At 31.1% G+C, this 20,025-nt stretch carries 21 protein-coding genes and 1 pseudogene; 18 read left to right on the forward strand and 4 right to left on the reverse strand.

Translation table 11 applies throughout. The annotated features are described in order from the left end of the window. Positions 1 to 48: 48 nt before the first annotated feature. From JJC03_RS04470 to JJC03_RS04485, 4 genes are all read left to right on the forward strand, one after another. Positions 49 to 243: a hypothetical protein gene (locus JJC03_RS04470; RefSeq protein ID WP_235874075.1), complete on the forward strand. Its 195-nt coding sequence runs from the start codon at positions 49 to 51 to the stop codon at positions 241 to 243. Positions 244 to 372: 129 nt separating this feature from the next. Further along, positions 373 to 1,107: a hypothetical protein gene (locus JJC03_RS04475; RefSeq protein ID WP_235874081.1), complete on the forward strand. Its 735-nt coding sequence runs from the start codon at positions 373 to 375 to the stop codon at positions 1,105 to 1,107. Between the two features lie 1,105 nt (positions 1,108 to 2,212). Then, positions 2,213 to 2,722 (forward strand): AHH domain-containing protein, encoded by a 510-nt coding sequence (locus tag JJC03_RS04480; protein ID WP_235874082.1) that lies wholly within the window; start codon positions 2,213 to 2,215, stop codon positions 2,720 to 2,722. A 10-nt stretch (positions 2,723 to 2,732) separates the two neighbouring features. Further along, on the forward strand, positions 2,733 to 3,296 hold the full coding sequence (locus JJC03_RS04485) for an Imm43 family immunity protein (RefSeq protein ID WP_235874083.1): 564 nt from the start codon (positions 2,733 to 2,735) through the stop codon (positions 3,294 to 3,296). A gap of 31 nt (positions 3,297 to 3,327) precedes the next feature. On the opposite strand, the gene JJC03_RS04490 is transcribed toward JJC03_RS04485, so the two are convergent. Beyond that, positions 3,328 to 3,687, reverse strand: a complete 360-nt coding sequence (locus JJC03_RS04490; RefSeq protein ID WP_235874084.1) for a helix-turn-helix domain-containing protein — start codon at positions 3,685 to 3,687, stop codon at positions 3,328 to 3,330. A 143-nt stretch (positions 3,688 to 3,830) separates the two neighbouring features. Between JJC03_RS04490 and JJC03_RS17370 the strand changes: the two genes are divergently transcribed. The 5 genes from JJC03_RS17370 (at position 3,831) to JJC03_RS04525 (ending at position 9,153) form a co-directional block, all read left to right on the forward strand. Further along, on the forward strand, positions 3,831 to 6,284 hold the full coding sequence (locus JJC03_RS17370) for a CHC2 zinc finger domain-containing protein (protein ID WP_258932250.1): 2,454 nt from the start codon (positions 3,831 to 3,833) through the stop codon (positions 6,282 to 6,284). A gap of 95 nt (positions 6,285 to 6,379) precedes the next feature. Next, positions 6,380 to 7,201 carry a tyrosine-type recombinase/integrase gene (locus JJC03_RS04510; protein ID WP_235874085.1) on the forward strand — a complete coding sequence of 274 codons (822 nt, stop codon included), beginning with the start codon at positions 6,380 to 6,382 and terminating at the stop codon, positions 7,199 to 7,201. A 10-nt stretch (positions 7,202 to 7,211) separates the two neighbouring features. Beyond that, a complete protein-coding gene (locus JJC03_RS04515) occupies positions 7,212 to 7,448 on the forward strand; it encodes a hypothetical protein (protein ID WP_235874086.1) in 237 nt (78 codons plus the stop codon). Then, positions 7,399 to 8,337 (forward strand): tyrosine-type recombinase/integrase, encoded by a 939-nt coding sequence (locus tag JJC03_RS04520; RefSeq protein ID WP_235874087.1) that lies wholly within the window; start codon positions 7,399 to 7,401, stop codon positions 8,335 to 8,337. Before JJC03_RS04515 ends, JJC03_RS04520 begins: the two co-directional genes overlap by 50 nt. Positions 8,338 to 8,427: 90 nt before the next feature. Beyond that, complete coding sequence (locus JJC03_RS04525; RefSeq protein ID WP_235874088.1) at positions 8,428 to 9,153, forward strand: hypothetical protein; 726 nt, start codon at positions 8,428 to 8,430, stop codon at positions 9,151 to 9,153. Positions 9,154 to 9,535: 382 nt separating this feature from the next. On the opposite strand, the gene JJC03_RS04530 is transcribed toward JJC03_RS04525, so the two are convergent. Continuing rightward, complete coding sequence (locus JJC03_RS04530) at positions 9,536 to 9,943, reverse strand: hypothetical protein (RefSeq protein WP_235874089.1); 408 nt, start codon at positions 9,941 to 9,943, stop codon at positions 9,536 to 9,538. 780 nt (positions 9,944 to 10,723) lie between these two features. Here JJC03_RS04530 and JJC03_RS04535 point away from each other — a divergent pair. Next, entirely contained in the window at positions 10,724 to 11,389 is a 666-nt protein-coding gene (locus tag JJC03_RS04535) for an AHH domain-containing protein (RefSeq protein WP_235874090.1), read from the forward strand. A 10-nt stretch (positions 11,390 to 11,399) separates the two neighbouring features. Further along, a complete protein-coding gene (locus JJC03_RS04540; protein ID WP_235874083.1) occupies positions 11,400 to 11,963 on the forward strand; it encodes an Imm43 family immunity protein in 564 nt (187 codons plus the stop codon). Between the two features lie 31 nt (positions 11,964 to 11,994). Here the strand turns inward: JJC03_RS04540 and JJC03_RS04545 are convergent, their stop codons facing one another. Continuing rightward, positions 11,995 to 12,354: a helix-turn-helix domain-containing protein gene (locus JJC03_RS04545; RefSeq protein ID WP_235874084.1), complete on the reverse strand. Its 360-nt coding sequence runs from the start codon at positions 12,352 to 12,354 to the stop codon at positions 11,995 to 11,997. 143 nt (positions 12,355 to 12,497) lie between these two features. Between JJC03_RS04545 and JJC03_RS17375 the strand changes: the two genes are divergently transcribed. From JJC03_RS17375 to JJC03_RS04590, 6 genes and pseudogenes are all read left to right on the forward strand, one after another. Further along, positions 12,498 to 14,951, forward strand: coding sequence for a CHC2 zinc finger domain-containing protein (locus JJC03_RS17375; RefSeq protein ID WP_258932250.1), 2,454 nt, complete (start codon positions 12,498 to 12,500; stop codon positions 14,949 to 14,951). Positions 14,952 to 15,046: 95 nt separating this feature from the next. Further along, positions 15,047 to 15,867, forward strand: a pseudogene (locus JJC03_RS04565) (tyrosine-type recombinase/integrase). A 10-nt stretch (positions 15,868 to 15,877) separates the two neighbouring features. Then, positions 15,878 to 16,114 (forward strand): hypothetical protein, encoded by a 237-nt coding sequence (locus JJC03_RS04575; RefSeq protein ID WP_235874086.1) that lies wholly within the window; start codon positions 15,878 to 15,880, stop codon positions 16,112 to 16,114. Continuing rightward, positions 16,065 to 16,307 (forward strand): hypothetical protein, encoded by a 243-nt coding sequence (locus JJC03_RS04580; protein ID WP_235874092.1) that lies wholly within the window; start codon positions 16,065 to 16,067, stop codon positions 16,305 to 16,307. Before JJC03_RS04575 ends, JJC03_RS04580 begins: the two co-directional genes overlap by 50 nt. Before the next feature lie 175 nt (positions 16,308 to 16,482). Beyond that, complete coding sequence (locus JJC03_RS04585; RefSeq protein WP_235874093.1) at positions 16,483 to 17,004, forward strand: tyrosine-type recombinase/integrase; 522 nt, start codon at positions 16,483 to 16,485, stop codon at positions 17,002 to 17,004. Between the two features lie 90 nt (positions 17,005 to 17,094). Next, complete coding sequence (locus JJC03_RS04590) at positions 17,095 to 17,820, forward strand: hypothetical protein (RefSeq protein WP_235874088.1); 726 nt, start codon at positions 17,095 to 17,097, stop codon at positions 17,818 to 17,820. Between the two features lie 382 nt (positions 17,821 to 18,202). Here JJC03_RS04590 and JJC03_RS04595 read toward each other — a convergent pair whose 3' ends face one another. Beyond that, the gene (locus JJC03_RS04595) at positions 18,203 to 18,610 is read right to left on the reverse strand and encodes a hypothetical protein (protein ID WP_235874089.1); all 408 of its coding nucleotides are present in this window, start codon (positions 18,608 to 18,610) and stop codon (positions 18,203 to 18,205) included. 780 nt (positions 18,611 to 19,390) lie between these two features. On the opposite strand from JJC03_RS04595, the gene JJC03_RS04600 reads away from it, so the two are divergent. Beyond that, positions 19,391 to 20,008 carry an RHS repeat domain-containing protein gene (locus JJC03_RS04600; protein WP_235874094.1) on the forward strand — a complete coding sequence of 206 codons (618 nt, stop codon included), beginning with the start codon at positions 19,391 to 19,393 and terminating at the stop codon, positions 20,006 to 20,008. Positions 20,009 to 20,025: the final 17 nt, after the last annotated feature.

Here is a 20,025-nt window from a genome sequence, read left to right on the forward strand (position 1 = left end):
AGGAAAAACAAACCTGAAGCCTTAATTAACAATTTTAATTTATTTACTATGACAAACAAAAATGAAACTCCCAGAACGTGGGAACAGGAAAAAAACGCCCTATTAATGGCACAAATCCTCACACAAAGCCATCAATTAGCAATTATCTTAGAAAACATCCAGCTGATAACTAAGGGTGTAGAAAGAATCCAAAACACCTGGGAAAATGTAGAAAGAGAAATATTGCAACAACAAACCTCTTAAAAACACTTAAACAACTGGCTAATTATTTTAGTTGGTTGTTTTTGGGTGTTATATAAACACTCTTTTTTAAACTTTCCTTAACAATATAAAATATACTTTTGTGTTTAATGATAATAAACATATAATAAAATGACTACACAAACACGAAAGTACAGAGGTAAAGATGTTGATATGTTGGTGGCTTGTTCAACCATCATTGAAAATGCAATCGCAAACAAAACTTTTTTACAATCTAAAAGAAGTAACTGGACAGATGATTTTTTCACTAATCTACAAAACAACATTAATAACGCCTTAGAGCAACATTTAGGGATTGACTCAGCAAAAAACCTTAGAGGAGCTACACAAACCCTGTTATCTATCCAAAAACAAGCCTTAAAAGATTTAGCTGAAGTAAAAATACAAATAGCTGAAGATTTTAAAAAAGAACCTGTAAAACAAAATGAAATACTTATTCAATTAGGATTTACAACCTATTTAAAAGAAGCTCAAAAAGGCGACCAAGAAGCCTTAGTACAGTTACTTTATAAGTTCAAAACAAACTTAACCAATGATTTAAAAAACGAAATAGTAAGCAAAGGAACTGCCGAAAGTATTTTAACACAAACAGCATCTTATGCAGATACTTTAAAAAATGCCGATGTTACACAAGAAACTTTCAAAGGAACTCGTAAAGAAATTACAGAAAATGCTTTAAAAGCTTTCAATGAAATTTATGACGAAATAATAAGCGTTGCTAAAATTGCCAGTAATTTTTACAAAGAAGAACCAGTTAAAAAGGATCTTTTTAGTTTTTCAAAAATCAATAAAACTTTAAGTGCACAAAGAAAAGCAGCAGCTACAGAAAACACTCCAAAACCTTGATTCTTCAAGGTTTTTTTATTTTAATACGTTCTTAAAATCATTATGTATATTTTATCTTGATATATGCAAACTCACTTATAACCTATGCAAACTTTATCTTGATATATGTAAATGCCACCTTGTCCTATGCAAGCTTTATCTTAGCCTATGCAAACTTTATCTTAATATATGTAAATGCCACCTTGTCCTATGCAAGCTTTACCTTGATATATGCAAACATCATCTTAGCCTATGCAAATATTTTCGTAATATATGCAAGCTTTACCTTAGCCTATGCAAATTTCCAGAAGCCTATGCAAATTAACTCCAAATAATTAAAAGCGGTTTGCTTCGCAGTCGTATTTGCGCCCACCCGTCCAACGCTCCCCAACGCTCTGGCGGTTTTTCCCCTCCCTCACAGCCGTTGTTTTTCCCGCGCTACAAGCCCATAAAAAAAGGCTTTTTGTTTTCCCAACCCCTCGCACACAAAAAAGCCTTTTTTTATTAGCTTGTCTTCCCCCAACCAAAAAAACAACCGCTTCCCATCCCTCAAACCGCCCCCAAAGCTATGTTACATAATTGGCAGTTATAGTTCTCGCCCTAAAGGGTACGCTTCGCCTCGCATCTATAACTGGCATTTATGTAAAATAGCCCCTCTCCATCGCTCCCGCCCGAAAATAGGAGCTTCGCAAGAGTTTGCATTTTTAAATTATTTGTTCAAAAACCTGCACAAAATCCTCGTCTAGTTCGCCTTACGGACTTCTAGCCTCGCATCTTTGTTTGGTTTTTATCACAAAAATTTAAAAAAGTAGCTCGTGTTAACTGCTCCGTAAACTCCGCAGGCTTTGGTTTTTAAAGAGCAGTCGCACCAGCCCACGCACCACCAAAACTGCTCCTTAAAAACCAAAGGCAAGCCGACTAAAGATGCTTGCCCTCACTTGGGAAAACACTCAAAGTTAGTTTTGTACCTGCCATTATTCACCGATAAAAAAACAATCCAATTTTTTTTTTCAGATGAAGAAAAAATTACCCTATTTTTGAAATAATGAAACTGCTAAAACTGCTTTTTATCCTGTTGCTGATACCTTTGAACTTGTACCCACGAGAGTCAAAAGGATGTCTGTCGATGGCTCAAAAGGGTATTGTACAGGGGCAAAAAGTGGTGCAGTATTATCTGTCTCAAGACCCGATTGGACTTAAAGGCAATAACCCAACGCTTTATGCGTATGTAGCTGATTCTAATAGTTGGGTTGACCCTTTAGGTTTAAGTAATATGCCTGCTAATGGTTGGAATTATAACAATATGCCAAAAATTGAAGGCTATCAAAATCATCACGTCATACCTCGTTCAATGGCTGACCACCCTGCAATAAAAGCAGCAGGTTTTGATGTCGATAAACCTAGTAATCTAATCTATTTACCTAAAGAACAAGGCACACACCCGACTAGAAGCCAACACAATGGTTGGAACAGCGTACATAAAGCGTATAATGCTGATATAAACCAAAAATTAAAAGATATTCACGATATAGGTCAAGCAGAAGGCTGGAGTAAAAAACAATATTCCGACGCCATAGAAGATTTAAGAAATCAAACAAGAAAAGGTCTTAGGGAAGGTCGAATAAAATGCCATTAAAAATAAATTTATGTATTACGAACTATCAGAATTTTACAAAAGAGATGTATATTTTCTTTATGATGAAAAAAATCTCATTGAACCTAGAGAATTTGAAAAAGGAATTAAAATAGATTCTAAAGAAGAAATAATATTCAATATTGATAAAATAGACAATTATCTCTCTTCTTACGACATTTTACCAACTTATAATGCTCCTTTAGTTAGTTCAAGATTTGTTGATTTATTCAAAGATTTAGTAGATATACAAACACAGTTTATAAATGTTAAAATTATAGACAAAAATAACAACTCTAATAATGATTATTTTATTCTAAATGTTATACAAGTAACTCCTTGTATGGATATGGAAAAATCTGTAGTTGAAATTAAAAAATATGGTTCTGCAAATGTTATGACAATTAAGAAATTACATTTAGTACCTAATTCTTTAAAAGATTTTCTTATAGTAAGAATGGAAGAAAAAAAATCTTATATAATAGTTACAGAAGAGTTTAAAAAACGTTGTGAAAATGCAGGTTTAAAAGGAATTGATTTTGTGCCAGAGGGTCACACCATCTATACAGATATTTAAAAAATAAAGCCGTCTTAGACGGCTTTATTTTTTATAGATTAAGCGCATTGGATAAAGTTTGTTTTAACTTTTGTTTTGTTGATAACCCATCAATAATAGAATACAATCCTTTTTTTTCATCTTCTTCAAGGTTTTCAATAATTGAAACTTTTTCAATTAAAGATTTATCTATTGAATTAATATCTTTAAAATCTTCATTTGTACTAAACAACTCTGACATAGTACAATTCATTGCTTTTGCAATTTTCTCCAGTGTTGAATAAGATGGGTCAGTCTTATCATTTTCAATTCGGCTAAACTGTGCTTTTTCGATATTTGCAGACATAACCACCTCTTTTTGTGATAAACCTTTTAATAATCGCATTTTCTTTATTTGTTCTCCTAAGCTCATAAATAATACAGTTAACAACAACAAAATTATTAAATTAAACAATATCTTAAAATACATTTTAAAAATAGTTGTTTTATTGTATAACTTTTGTATTTTTGCTTAGTTGTAATAAAAGACAAAAAATAATATTAACATCTTTAAAAATGCAAATCAACGACATAAAATCCCGCTTAAGTTTAAGCCAAGTATTAAGCTATTATAATTTACAGCCCAATAAAAATAAAATGCTGTGTTGTCCTTTCCACGATGATAAAACAGCCTCTTTACAAGTCAATTTGCAAAAAGATTTATACAACTGCCACGCTTGCGGAGCAAAAGGCGACCAAATACAATTTGTACAAGATTTTGAAAAGCTATCAAAACACGATGCCTTAAAAAAATGTACACAGTTAGCACAAGTAGCAGAACCACAAATTATACATCAAAGTGAAGTTATTAAAACAATGAGTCAAGAAAAGCAAACGGAGTTCTTAGAAAAGTTATTTGAAACCTTTGTAAAATCAATCTATCTCAGCGGTTCGGCTAGAGATTATTTACATAGCCGTAATTTATCCAGTGTTTTAGAAACTAGGGGATTAGTAGGCTTTAACTCGGGACAGTTCCACCACGCAGGACGGTTTGAAAATGAAGTTAACCCTGTTCTAGCAAAACAAGAAATGATACAAAATGCTTTAGAAGTAGGAATGTTAAGCCCTTTAAATAGAGTAAACAATCAAACAGGCGAAGCAGTTACTTATCAAGTTTTCGGTAATAAATGTTTAGCCTTTCCACTGCGTAATGCAAAAAACGAAATCGTATCTTTTTATTTTCGTTCCATTGTCATTGCGAGCGATAGCGTGGCAACCTCTAAACACTTTTATTTAAAAGGTAGGCAAGGTTTATACCCTCATTATCCAAAACCCGAAACTAAAAAACTCATTTTAACCGAAGCCGTCATTGATGCTCTTTCATTAACACAAGTCTTAATACTTAATACAGAATACTCTATACTTTCTTGTTACGGTACAAACGGAATCACTCCCGAACATTTACAAGCAATAAAGAATTTAAAACATTTAGAAGAAGTAATTTTTTTCTTTGATGGAGACAAAGCAGGTAGCACAGCGACAGCAAAATACGCTCAAGAACTCATATCTCAAAACCCACAACTCAAAATAACAAAAGTTGAAACCCCTGAAGGCGAAGACATCAACAGCCTTTTAGTAGCCTATGAAAAAGAAATCTTTATCGAATTAATAGAAAACAGAAAACCCCTAACAAGCCAGGACCACATACAAGAAACACAAAAAACTTTTTCTTCATCTGAACCAACTTTACCCGAGCTTGAAAAGCGAACAGGCGAAGCAAACCTTAAACCTCAAACAAACAAAACAAATAACAAAAACGATGAAAAACTAATTATAAAAGCCTCTGAGGTATTATCGGTAGTTGAATTTTTAAAAGACAAAAACCTTATACACAATCTAAATTTTTTAATTGGTCAAGCAGGCATTGTAGGAGAAGAAACCGCACGGTTATTACTGTTTTTAATTTTATTGAGTTATCTAAATAATAATCCCTTACACGGTATTGTACAAGGAACATCAGGAAGCGGTAAATCGCATATGATTAAAGTAATTGCTGATTTAATGCCTCAAGAAGATGTTTTGCGATTTACTAGAATTACAGAAAGTAGTTTATACAACTGGGGCGAATTTGATTTGTTTAGAAAAATTATCATTATCGAAGATTTAGACGGATTAAAAGAGGAAGCTTTATATTCATTAAGGGAATTAATCTCTAATCAATATTTAAGTAGTTCGGTAAGTTTAAAAGATAAAAAAGGAAATAATAAATCTACTAAAAAGGAAGTAAAAGGACAGTTTGCCAGTTTATCAGCCACCACAAAAGGCGAAGTGTACGAGGATAATATGAACCGCAGTTTTATTATAGCAGTCGATGAAAGTTTAGAACAAACCCAGAGAATCATTAAGTATCAAAATCAGATTATAGCGGGCGAAATAGATATAAAAGAAAAACAAAAAGCCGTAAATATGGTACAAGATGTAGTAAGACATTTAAAACATTATGAAGTGCAAAACCCCTTTGCCAGTAAAATAGATTTACCAAAAGGAGTCCGCAACCTTAGAAGGCTCAACGATATGTTCCAAAAAATTATAAAACAAATTACACTATTACATCAGTATCAACGAAAAGTAATAAACGGCTTTTTAGTAACAGAAATTCAAGACATTATTTTAGCTATAGACATACTTTTTGAAAGTGTCATTTTAAAAATGGATGAGTTAGACGGCAGTAGCAGACAATTTTTTGAGAAACTAAAAAAGGCTTTTAAGGATAGAGAATTTAATCGTTTTGAAGCAATGGAAATAACAGGATTTAAAAAAACACAATTACAACATTATCTTAATGAACTGGTACGTTTAGAATATTTAAGACAGTACGGACACTCAAATAAAGGCTTTAAATACAAAATATCATTCTTAGATAATAACAACTTAATGCGTCAACAAATCAAACAACACTTTAAAGAACAGGTCGAAAAACTACAAAAGAAAAACAACAACGGTAACTCACAACCACCAAACGAACACTAAACGGTCACTAGAATTTTTAAACCCTTTTATTTTCAACACTTTACAATGCCTTTTACCCTAGCGTTCGTAAAACACAAAAAAAAACAGTTAGCAATATGGTCGTACATCATCAAATCATCGTAGCACATCTTTTGGAGTACAAAAATTATTTACAACTCAAAGGATATAAAACACAAACCGTAAAACACTCAATAGCTTATGTAAAAGAATATTTAGAGTATCAAAATAAAGAACCCTGCACACTTAGCCAGTACTTTAAATACCTCGAAAACCGCCCCAATAAAAACCATCCTAAATTAAAACTCGGTAAATCCACTTTAAACGGCGTAATACTAGCTTTAGAAAAATACTTTAATTACTTAGAATTTGTCAAAAAACAGCCTATCATACCTTGCAAAGTACCCTATTATAAGTTTACAAGAAAACAAATAGAGTATCTAACAGTAAAGGAAGTACAAAAATTATTTGATTGCGTTATAGACTTACCACACAAAGCAGTACTTACTTGCTTGTATCATTTAGGACTTAGAGCCTCAGAGGTGATAAACCTTAAAACAAAAGACATCGATTTAAAAAAGAACCTGGTATTTATTGCAGGATCAAAAACAGGACATCAGCGGTATGTACCCATTAATAAAACCGCTAAACAAATACTTAGAAATTACTTAAAGCTTCACATCGAATATTATCTATTTAAAGGAGTTTACAAAGAGCAATCAAACACTCATTATCTTCAAAAAATAGTAAAAAAATACGCTAAAGAAGCAGGTATTACAAAAAGAGTTTACCCGCATTTACTACGTCATTCCATCGCAACACATCTACTACAGCAGGGAATGCAACTCGAAAAAATCGCCCAATTTTTAGGGCATAACAGTTTAGACAGTACCCACAGGTACACTCATTTTAATCAATAAACAAAAAACTATGAAAACTATTTTTGACCTAGAATTTTACATTCTACAAATCCATATTGGCTCTGATTACTACGAATTAAAATTTTTAGAATTAGAATTAAAAATAACCTTATTAGAACTTAAACAAAAGGGAATTGATTTAAAAACCATTGAAGAGCAAATAACCCTTTTAGAATATGAACTTAAAATTTTACAATATGAAAACTATCAATTATTACAAAAATTCTGCTCAAATACAATCCTATAACTCAAAAACATTTATAGATTATTTACAGCAACAATACAGGTATAAAGAAGGCACTTTACAAATGAAACTAAAGGAATTAAACTCTTGGCAAAAACTCTGCAACGCCAGTCAAAAATTAGAAAAACTAACCACTTCAGAAATATTAAAAATGATAGAAGTAAAAAAAACAAAATATCATATACAAGTCATTAACCGTCATTTACAAACCCTAGAACAATACTATTATTATCTTATCGAACAAAAAAAAAGGAAAGACCACCCTATAAAAAACTTTAGAATAAAAGTAGAAAAACGCCCCTTATTACAAACATTTATTTCTGTTGAAGAACTAGATACTATTTATTATAATTACCCCGATAAGGGACATATGAGAGGACAGTTTGACCTTTATACAAAACGCAACAAAGTTATTTTAGGATTAGTTATTTATCAGGCATTAGATGCGGGAAGTATAGGAAATTTAAAAGTAAGCGACATCGATTTACAAAAAGCTATTATAAAAGTGCCATCAAAAACACAAGATTTATTTTACCCTCGAAATTTACCCTTAGAAGCCGTGCAAATAGTAGCCTTACAAGAATATATAGAAAACATCCGCCCTGCTATTGTAACCCTCTTGCAATTACAAAGCGATTATCTTTTTCCCTATGCCCTGCAAGAACGTTTTAAAATGGTGTTATTGAGTATAAAAAGGAAAATAAAAACCTATTACAAATTAGAAGATTTTAAAATAATAAGGCAAAGTAGGATTGCACACTGGCTCAAAATATATGATATAAGAACAGTACAATACAAAACAGGACATCGAAAATTACAAAGCTTTGATAAATACAAAAAAACTCAAATAGAATCCCTGCAAGATGCCATAGAAAAATACCACGTGTTTTAAGGTTAGAGTATCTTTAAATAATGTTAAAATCACTTTAGGCTATCTAAAAAATCAATTACATTTAGAGTGTTAAATTTTACAAATTAATATATGAGTACAACAGTAACCAGAAATTATGGTGGTAAAGATGTCGATATGCTTATCGCTTGTTCGACTTTAATTGAAAATGCAATCTTATACAAACGTCATTTGCAAGAAAAAAGAAAAACTTGGACAGATGAATTTTTCTCCAATCTACAAGACAAAATAAGTAAAGCTTTAGAGGAACATTTAGGGATCGACTCTGCAAAAGATTTAAGAAATGCTACCTCGTTTTTAGAAACAATACAAGTAATGGCAGAAAACGATTTAGCGGAAGTTAAAATACAAATCATTGAAGATTTTAAAAAAGACAGTGTTAGAAAATTAGAAATCTTAAATCAATTAGGCTTTTCTTCTTATAAAAAAGGCTCTCAAGAAGGATTAGTACAAATCTTATATCAGTTCAAAACAAACCTTACAGATGCTTTACGTGATGAATTATCAGCAAAAGGAATCGATGTAATAGTATTATACAATATAACCACTTATGCCGATAAACTAAAAGAAGCAAACGTTACACAAGAAACCTTTAAAGGAACTCGAAAAGTAATGACTCTTGAAGCAGTAACTCTTTTTAATGAAATCTACGATGATGTAATAAGCGTTGCTAAAATCTCAGCAAAATTATTTAAAGAAGAGCCTGTAAAAGCACAATTATTCAGTTATAGAAAAATACAAGCCACATTAAAAAACAAAAAGTTATCAGCGACACAGCCTGAACCAGCACAACAATAACACAGTTTTTACTAGATGTTATAAACTTTGTTTTAAGTGTTATAAATATATTTTAAAGTATTATAAATTTTGTTTTAAGCGTTATAAATATATTTTCAGGTGTTATAAACTTTGTTTTGAATCTTATAAATACATTTTTAGATATTATAAACTTTGTTTTGAATGTTATAAATACATTTTTAGATATTAGAAACTTTGTTTTATATGTTATAAATATATTTTAAGGTGTTATAAGTTCTGTTTTAAATGTTATAAATATATTTTAAGGTATTATAAGTTCTGTTTTAAATGTTATAAATATATTTTAAGGTGTTATAAATATGTTTTCAGGTGTTATAAATATGTTTTCAGGTGTTATAAATAAAGGCGGTTACTACCGCCTTTATTTATAATCTAAATTAAACCCAAAATTAATTAAAAGCGGTTTGCTTCGCAGTCGTTTTTGCGCCCACCCGTCCAACGCTCCCCAACCCTCCGCCGGTTTTTCCCCACCCTCATAGCCGTTGTTTTCCCCCGCAACAAGCCAGTAAAAAAAGGCTTTTTGTGTCATCCTGAGCTTGCGAAAGGACCTACCCTCGCACACAAAAAAGCCTTTTTTTACTCGCTTGTTTTTCCCCAAACCAAAAAAACAACCGCTTCCCAACGCCACAACCGCCCCAAAGCTATATTTACATAATTGGCAGTTATAGTTCAATCCCTGCGGGTTCGCTTCGCCTTGAAAGCTATAACTGGCATTTATGTAAAATAGCCCCTCTCCAACGCGCCCACCCTCTGCCGACGCTTCTGCCACCGCACTAGGAAAGTAGTTATATTTTTAAAATTCTTTGTTTAAAAAACTTCACAAAAAGCCTGTGTACAGTGGTTCACAGTCTTATTTGCTCGTTTTTTTGCACAAAAATTTTAAAAAATTAGTTCCGCTTACTGCCGCCCTTCGGTTGCCTGCATATTTTTTTAAATCAAGTCGCACCACCCAACGCACCTCCTAAACTTGATTTAAAAAAATACGCACCAAATCACTAAAGAAACCAGCTCACTAAAGGCAAACACTCTAAGTCTGTTTTGTACTTGCTTTTTTTCACCAATAAAAAACCAATCAATTTTTTTTTCAGCTGAAATAAAATAACTATAGAGAGAATAAAGTACAGTTTTTAATATTACGTTTTTAGTTTTTAGTTCAAAAAACTTGTCCTATTTTAAAAATTAAGAATTACAGAATTTTGTAAAAGCCTTAAAAATAAGGCGTTAATTTCTAAGCAGCCGTTTTTGACGTTCAAAACCCTGCCGATATATTAATTTTTAAAAATAAAAATATGTTTATCGAAATTTTGAATTCTCCATTGTCAAAAATTTTATTGTTTATTATAGTAATGACAATAATATTAGCTCCATTAAAAAATGAGAAAATTAATTCTATTGGAAATTTTTTTGTGAAAATTTTACCAAGAATTACTTTCTGGCAAAAACGTAAATAATTAATTACTAGGTTATCTGAAATTCAGATAACCTAGTTTTTTTCAATTGAATTATCATTTTTTCAGCTGAAATAAAAAAATAGGTTATTTTTGAAACTATGAAACTGCTAAAACTATTATTAACGCTTTTATTATTAACTTCTTGGAGCAACTACGCGCGAAGCGTAGAAAAAAGTATTGTTATACGTGAAAGGCAAGTAGGAACAATTCAAAAGCTTAGTAGGCAAATCACTAAAAGTGAAGTAGATGCAACTCTTTACTATAATAGGTTTAGGTATTATGATGCGAGTACGGGACTGTATTTAAGTCAAGACCCGATTGGACTTAAAGGCAATAACCCAACGCTTTATGCGTATGTAGCTGATTCTAATAGTTGGGTTGACCCTTTAGGTTTAAGTAATATGCCTGCTAATGGTTGGAATTATAACAATATGCCAAAAATTGAAGGCTATCAAAATCATCACGTCATACCTCGTTCAATGGCTGACCACCCTGCAATAAAAGCAGCAGGTTTTGATGTCGATAAACCTAGTAATCTAATCTATTTACCTAAAGAACAAGGCACACACCCGACTAGAAGCCAACACAATGGTTGGAACAGCGTACATAAAGCGTATAATGCTGATATAAACCAAAAATTAAAAGATATTCACGATATAGGTCAAGCAGAAGGCTGGAGTAAAAAACAATATTCCGACGCCATAGAAGATTTAAGAAATCAAACAAGAAAAGGTCTTAGGGAAGGTCGAATAAAATGCCATTAAAAATAAATTTATGTATTACGAACTATCAGAATTTTACAAAAGAGATGTATATTTTCTTTATGATGAAAAAAATCTCATTGAACCTAGAGAATTTGAAAAAGGAATTAAAATAGATTCTAAAGAAGAAATAATATTCAATATTGATAAAATAGACAATTATCTCTCTTCTTACGACATTTTACCAACTTATAATGCTCCTTTAGTTAGTTCAAGATTTGTTGATTTATTCAAAGATTTAGTAGATATACAAACACAGTTTATAAATGTTAAAATTATAGACAAAAATAACAACTCTAATAATGATTATTTTATTCTAAATGTTATACAAGTAACTCCTTGTATGGATATGGAAAAATCTGTAGTTGAAATTAAAAAATATGGTTCTGCAAATGTTATGACAATTAAGAAATTACATTTAGTACCTAATTCTTTAAAAGATTTTCTTATAGTAAGAATGGAAGAAAAAAAATCTTATATAATAGTTACAGAAGAGTTTAAAAAACGTTGTGAAAATGCAGGTTTAAAAGGAATTGATTTTGTGCCAGAGGGTCACACCATCTATACAGATATTTAAAAAATAAAGCCGTCTTAGACGGCTTTATTTTTTATAGATTAAGCGCATTGGATAAAGTTTGTTTTAACTTTTGTTTTGTTGATAACCCATCAATAATAGAATACAATCCTTTTTTTTCATCTTCTTCAAGGTTTTCAATAATTGAAACTTTTTCAATTAAAGATTTATCTATTGAATTAATATCTTTAAAATCTTCATTTGTACTAAACAACTCTGACATAGTACAATTCATTGCTTTTGCAATTTTCTCCAGTGTTGAATAAGATGGGTCAGTCTTATCATTTTCAATTCGGCTAAACTGTGCTTTTTCGATATTTGCAGACATAACCACCTCTTTTTGTGATAAACCTTTTAATAATCGCATTTTCTTTATTTGTTCTCCTAAGCTCATAAATAATACAGTTAACAACAACAAAATTATTAAATTAAACAATATCTTAAAATACATTTTAAAAATAGTTGTTTTATTGTATAACTTTTGTATTTTTGCTTAGTTGTAATAAAAGACAAAAAATAATATTAACATCTTTAAAAATGCAAATCAACGACATAAAATCCCGCTTAAGTTTAAGCCAAGTATTAAGCTATTATAATTTACAGCCCAATAAAAATAAAATGCTGTGTTGTCCTTTCCACGATGATAAAACAGCCTCTTTACAAGTCAATTTGCAAAAAGATTTATACAACTGCCACGCTTGCGGAGCAAAAGGCGACCAAATACAATTTGTACAAGATTTTGAAAAGCTATCAAAACACGATGCCTTAAAAAAATGTACACAGTTAGCACAAGTAGCAGAACCACAAATTATACATCAAAGTGAAGTTATTAAAACAATGAGTCAAGAAAAGCAAACGGAGTTCTTAGAAAAGTTATTTGAAACCTTTGTAAAATCAATCTATCTCAGCGGTTCGGCTAGAGATTATTTACATAGCCGTAATTTATCCAGTGTTTTAGAAACTAGGGGATTAGTAGGCTTTAACTCGGGACAGTTCCACCACGCAGGACGGTTTGAAAATGAAGTTAACCCTGTTCTAGCAAAACAAGAAATGATACAAAATGCTTTAGAAGTAGGAATGTTAAGCCCTTTAAATAGAGTAAACAATCAAACAGGCGAAGCAGTTACTTATCAAGTTTTCGGTAATAAATGTTTAGCCTTTCCACTGCGTAATGCAAAAAACGAAATCGTATCTTTTTATTTTCGTTCCATTGTCATTGCGAGCGATAGCGTGGCAACCTCTAAACACTTTTATTTAAAAGGTAGGCAAGGTTTATACCCTCATTATCCAAAACCCGAAACTAAAAAACTCATTTTAACCGAAGCCGTCATTGATGCTCTTTCATTAACACAAGTCTTAATACTTAATACAGAATACTCTATACTTTCTTGTTACGGTACAAACGGAATCACTCCCGAACATTTACAAGCAATAAAGAATTTAAAACATTTAGAAGAAGTAATTTTTTTCTTTGATGGAGACAAAGCAGGTAGCACAGCGACAGCAAAATACGCTCAAGAACTCATATCTCAAAACCCACAACTCAAAATAACAAAAGTTGAAACCCCTGAAGGCGAAGACATCAACAGCCTTTTAGTAGCCTATGAAAAAGAAATCTTTATCGAATTAATAGAAAACAGAAAACCCCTAACAAGCCAGGACCACATACAAGAAACACAAAAAACTTTTTCTTCATCTGAACCAACTTTACCCGAGCTTGAAAAGCGAACAGGCGAAGCAAACCTTAAACCTCAAACAAACAAAACAAATAACAAAAACGATGAAAAACTAATTATAAAAGCCTCTGAGGTATTATCGGTAGTTGAATTTTTAAAAGACAAAAACCTTATACACAATCTAAATTTTTTAATTGGTCAAGCAGGCATTGTAGGAGAAGAAACCGCACGGTTATTACTGTTTTTAATTTTATTGAGTTATCTAAATAATAATCCCTTACACGGTATTGTACAAGGAACATCAGGAAGCGGTAAATCGCATATGATTAAAGTAATTGCTGATTTAATGCCTCAAGAAGATGTTTTGCGATTTACTAGAATTACAGAAAGTAGTTTATACAACTGGGGCGAATTTGATTTGTTTAGAAAAATTATCATTATCGAAGATTTAGACGGATTAAAAGAGGAAGCTTTATATTCATTAAGGGAATTAATCTCTAATCAATATTTAAGTAGTTCGGTAAGTTTAAAAGATAAAAAAGGAAATAATAAATCTACTAAAAAGGAAGTAAAAGGACAGTTTGCCAGTTTATCAGCCACCACAAAAGGCGAAGTGTACGAGGATAATATGAACCGCAGTTTTATTATAGCAGTCGATGAAAGTTTAGAACAAACCCAGAGAATCATTAAGTATCAAAATCAGATTATAGCGGGCGAAATAGATATAAAAGAAAAACAAAAAGCCGTAAATATGGTACAAGATGTAGTAAGACATTTAAAACATTATGAAGTGCAAAACCCCTTTGCCAGTAAAATAGATTTACCAAAAGGAGTCCGCAACCTTAGAAGGCTCAACGATATGTTCCAAAAAATTATAAAACAAATTACACTATTACATCAGTATCAACGAAAAGTAATAAACGGCTTTTTAGTAACAGAAATTCAAGACATTATTTTAGCTATAGACATACTTTTTGAAAGTGTCATTTTAAAAATGGATGAGTTAGACGGCAGTAGCAGACAATTTTTTGAGAAACTAAAAAAGGCTTTTAAGGATAGAGAATTTAATCGTTTTGAAGCAATGGAAATAACAGGATTTAAAAAAACACAATTACAACATTATCTTAATGAACTGGTACGTTTAGAATATTTAAGACAGTACGGACACTCAAATAAAGGCTTTAAATACAAAATATCATTCTTAGATAATAACAACTTAATGCGTCAACAAATCAAACAACACTTTAAAGAACAGGTCGAAAAACTACAAAAGAAAAACAACAACGGTAACTCACAACCACCAAACGAACACTAAACGGTCACTAGAATTTTTAAACCCTTTTATTTTCAACACTTTACAATGCCTTTTACCCTAGCGTTCGTAAAACACAAAAAAAAACAGTTAGCAATATGGTCGTACATCATCAAATCATCGTAGCACATCTTTTGGAGTACAAAAATTATTTACAACTCAAAGGATATAAAACACAAACCGTAAAACACTCAATAGCTTATGTAAAAGAATATTTAGAGTATCAAAATAAAGAACCCTGCACACTTAGCCAGTACTTTAAATACCTCGAAAACCGCCCCAATAAAAACCATCCTAAATTAAAACTCGGTAAATCCACTTTAAACGGCGTAATACTAGCTTTAGAAAAATACTTTAATTACTTAGAATTTGTCAAAAAACAGCCTATCATACCTTGCAAAGTACCCTATTATAAGTTTACAAGAAAACAAATAGAGTATCTAACAGTAAAGGAAGTACAAAAATTATTTGATTGCGTTATAGACTTACCACACAAAGCAGTACTTACTTGCTTGTATCATTTAGGACTTAGAGCCTCAGAGGTGATAAACCTTAAAACAAAAGACATCGATTTAAAAAGAACCTGGTATTTATTGCAGGATCAAAAACAGGACATCAGCGGTATGTACCCATTAATAAAACCGCTAAACAAATACTTAGAAATTACTTAAAGCTTCACATCGAATATTATCTATTTAAAGGAGTTTACAAAGAGCAATCAAACACTCATTATCTTCAAAAAATAGTAAAAAAATACGCTAAAGAAGCAGGTATTACAAAAAGAGTTTACCCGCATTTACTACGTCATTCCATCGCAACACATCTACTACAGCAGGGAATGCAACTCGAAAAAATCGCCCAATTTTTAGGGCATAACAGTTTAGACAGTACCCACAGGTACACTCATTTTAATCAATAAACAAAAAACTATGAAAACTATTTTTGACCTAGAATTTTACATTCTACAAATCCATATTGGCTCTGATTACTACGAATTAAAATTTTTAGAATTAGAATTAAAAATAACCTTATTAGAACTTAAACAAAAGGGAATTGATTTAAAAACCATTGAAGAGCAAATAACCCTTTTAGAATATGAACTTAAAATTTTACAATATGAAAACTATCAATTATTACAAAAATTCTGCTCAAATACAATCCTATAACTCAAAAACATTTATAGATTATTTACAGCAACAATACAGGTATAAAGAAGGCACTTTACAAATGAAACTAAAGGAATTAAACTCTTGGCAAAAACTCTGCAACGCCAGTCAAAAATTAGAAAAACTAACCACTTCAGAAATATTAAAAATGATAGAAGTAAAAAAAAACAAAATATCATATACAAGTCATTAACCGTCATTTACAAACCCTAGAACAATACTATTATTATCTTATCGAACAAAAAAAAAGGAAAGACCACCCTATAAAAAACTTTAGAATAAAAGTAGAAAAACGCCCCTTATTACAAACATTTATTTCTGTTGAAGAACTAGATACTATTTATTATAATTACCCCGATAAGGGACATATGAGAGGACAGTTTGACCTTTATACAAAACGCAACAAAGTTATTTTAGGATTAGTTATTTATCAGGCATTAGATGCGGGAAGTATAGGAAATTTAAAAGTAAGCGACATCGATTTACAAAAAGCTATTATAAAAGTGCCATCAAAAACACAAGATTTATTTTACCCTCGAAATTTACCCTTAGAAGCCGTGCAAATAGTAGCCTTACAAGAATATATAGAAAACATCCGCCCTGCTATTGTAACCCTCTTGCAATTACAAAGCGATTATCTTTTTCCCTATGCCCTGCAAGAACGTTTTAAAATGGTGTTATTGAGTATAAAAAGGAAAATAAAAACCTATTACAAATTAGAAGATTTTAAAATAATAAGGCAAAGTAGGATTGCACACTGGCTCAAAATATATGATATAAGAACAGTACAATACAAAACAGGACATCGAAAATTACAAAGCTTTGATAAATACAAAAAAACTCAAATAGAATCCCTGCAAGATGCCATAGAAAAATACCACGTGTTTTAAGGTTAGAGTATCTTTAAATAATGTTAAAATCACTTTAGGCTATCTAAAAAATCAATTACATTTAGAGTGTTAAATTTTACAAATTAATATATGAGTACAACAGTAACCAGAAATTATGGTGGTAAAGATGTCGATATGCTTATCGCTTGTTCGACTTTAATTGAAAATGCAATCTTATACAAACGTCATTTGCAAGAAAAAAGAAAAACTTGGACAGATGAATTTTTCTCCAATCTACAAGACAAAATAAGTAAAGCTTTAGAGGAACATTTAGGGATCGACTCTGCAAAAGATTTAAGAAATGCTACCTCGTTTTTAGAAACAATACAAGTAATGGCAGAAAACGATTTAGCGGAAGTTAAAATACAAATCATTGAAGATTTTAAAAAAGACAGTGTTAGAAAATTAGAAATCTTAAATCAATTAGGCTTTTCTTCTTATAAAAAAGGCTCTCAAGAAGGATTAGTACAAATCTTATATCAGTTCAAAACAAACCTTACAGATGCTTTACGTGATGAATTATCAGCAAAAGGAATCGATGTAATAGTATTATACAATATAACCACTTATGCCGATAAACTAAAAGAAGCAAACGTTACACAAGAAACCTTTAAAGGAACTCGAAAAGTAATGACTCTTGAAGCAGTAACTCTTTTTAATGAAATCTACGATGATGTAATAAGCGTTGCTAAAATCTCAGCAAAATTATTTAAAGAAGAGCCTGTAAAAGCACAATTATTCAGTTATAGAAAAATACAAGCCACATTAAAAAACAAAAAGTTATCAGCGACACAGCCTGAACCAGCACAACAATAACACAGTTTTTACTAGATGTTATAAACTTTGTTTTAAGTGTTATAAATATATTTTAAAGTATTATAAATTTTGTTTTAAGCGTTATAAATATATTTTCAGGTGTTATAAACTTTGTTTTGAATCTTATAAATACATTTTTAGATATTATAAACTTTGTTTTGAATGTTATAAATACATTTTTAGATATTAGAAACTTTGTTTTATATGTTATAAATATATTTTAAGGTGTTATAAGTTCTGTTTTAAATGTTATAAATATATTTTAAGGTATTATAAGTTCTGTTTTAAATGTTATAAATATATTTTAAGGTGTTATAAATATGTTTTCAGGTGTTATAAATATGTTTTCAGGTGTTATAAATAAAGGCGGTTACTACCGCCTTTATTTATAATCTAAATTAAACCCAAAATTAATTAAAAGCGGTTTGCTTCGCAGTCGTTTTTGCGCCCACCCGTCCAACGCTCCCCAACCCTCCGCCGGTTTTTCCCCACCCTCATAGCCGTTGTTTTCCCCCGCAACAAGCCAGTAAAAAAAGGCTTTTTGTGTCATCCTGAGCTTGCGAAAGGACCTACCCTCGCACACAAAAAAGCCTTTTTTTACTCGCTTGTTTTTCCCCAAACCAAAAAAACAACCGCTTCCCAACGCCACAACCGCCCCAAAGCTATATTTACATAATTGGCAGTTATAGTTCAATCCCTGCGGGTTCGCTTCGCCTTGAAAGCTATAACTGGCATTTATGTAAAATAGCCCCTCTCCAACGCGCCCACCCTCTGCCGACGCTTCTGCCACCGCACTAGGAAAGTAGTTATATTTTTAAAATTCTTTGTTTAAAAAACTTCACAAAAAGCCTGTGTACAGTGGTTCACAGTCTTATTTGCTCGTTTTTTTGCACAAAAATTTTAAAAAATTAGTTCCGCTTACTGCCGCCCTTCGGTTGCCTGCATATTTTTTTAAATCAAGTCGCACCACCCAACGCACCTCCTAAACTTGATTTAAAAAAATACGCACCAAATCACTAAAGAAACCAGCTCACTAAAGGCAAACACTCTAAGTCTGTTTTGTACTTGCTTTTTTTCACCAATAAAAAACCAATCAATTTTTTTTTCAGCTGAAATAAAATAACTATAGAGAGAATAAAGTACAGTTTTTAATATTACGTTTTTAGTTTTTAGTTCAAAAAACTTGTCCTATTTTAAAAATTAAGAATTACAGAATTTTGTAAAAGCCTTAAAAATAAGGCGTTAATTTCTAAGCAGCCGTTTTTGACGTTCAAAACCCTGCCGATATATTAATTTTTAAAAATAAAAATATGTTTATCGAAATTTTGAATTCTCCATTGTCAAAAATTTTATTGTTTATTATAGTAATGACAATAATATTAGCTCCATTAAAAAATGAGAAAATTAATTCTATTGGAAATTTTTTTGTGAAAATTTTACCAAGAATTACTTTCTGGCAAAAACGTAAATAATTAATTACTAGGTTATCTGAAATTCAGATAACCTAGTTTTTTTCAATTGAATTATCATTTTTTCAGCTGAAATAAAAAAATAGGTTATTTTTGAAACTATGAAACTGCTAAAACTATTATTAACGCTTTTATTATTAACTTCTTGGAGCAACTACGCGCGAAGCGTAGAAAAAAGTATTGTTATACGTGAAAGGCAAGTAGGAACAATTCAAAAGCTTAGTAGGCAAATCACTAAAAGTGAAGTAGATGCAACTCTTTACTATAATCGATTTAGGTATTATGATGCCAGTACGGGACTGTATTTATCTCAAGACCCCATTGGATTGCACGGAAACAACCCAACGATGTATGGGTATACTTTTGATTCTAATACTCAAATTGATATTTTTGGGTTAGCAGGAGTACCTTGGTTACCTCACGGAGCAACTCAGCCAGATATAGTTTCTAAAGGGCCACATTTTTATGCTGGTGATGGTAAAACAGAATTAAAATTAGCACTTGACGGTGATAGAGTTACATTTATTGAAGCTTTTGGTAAAGATGCTAATACACCTGCCCTTAAAAAAGCTATAAAAGAATCGGAAGAGAAATTGTTAAATGATAAGTCTTGGCGTGAAAAATTATTAAAAAATGCTAGGGAAGTAAAAATAAGTTTATTTGAAAACTTTGGAAGACTTGATAGAGCTAGAGATGTAAAAAAATTGAGAAAGCGTTGAAAAAAATGTGTAAATAA

Source organism: Flavobacterium oreochromis (assembly GCF_019565455.1).
Taxonomy (GTDB): Bacteria; Bacteroidota; Bacteroidia; order Flavobacteriales; family Flavobacteriaceae; genus Flavobacterium; species Flavobacterium oreochromis.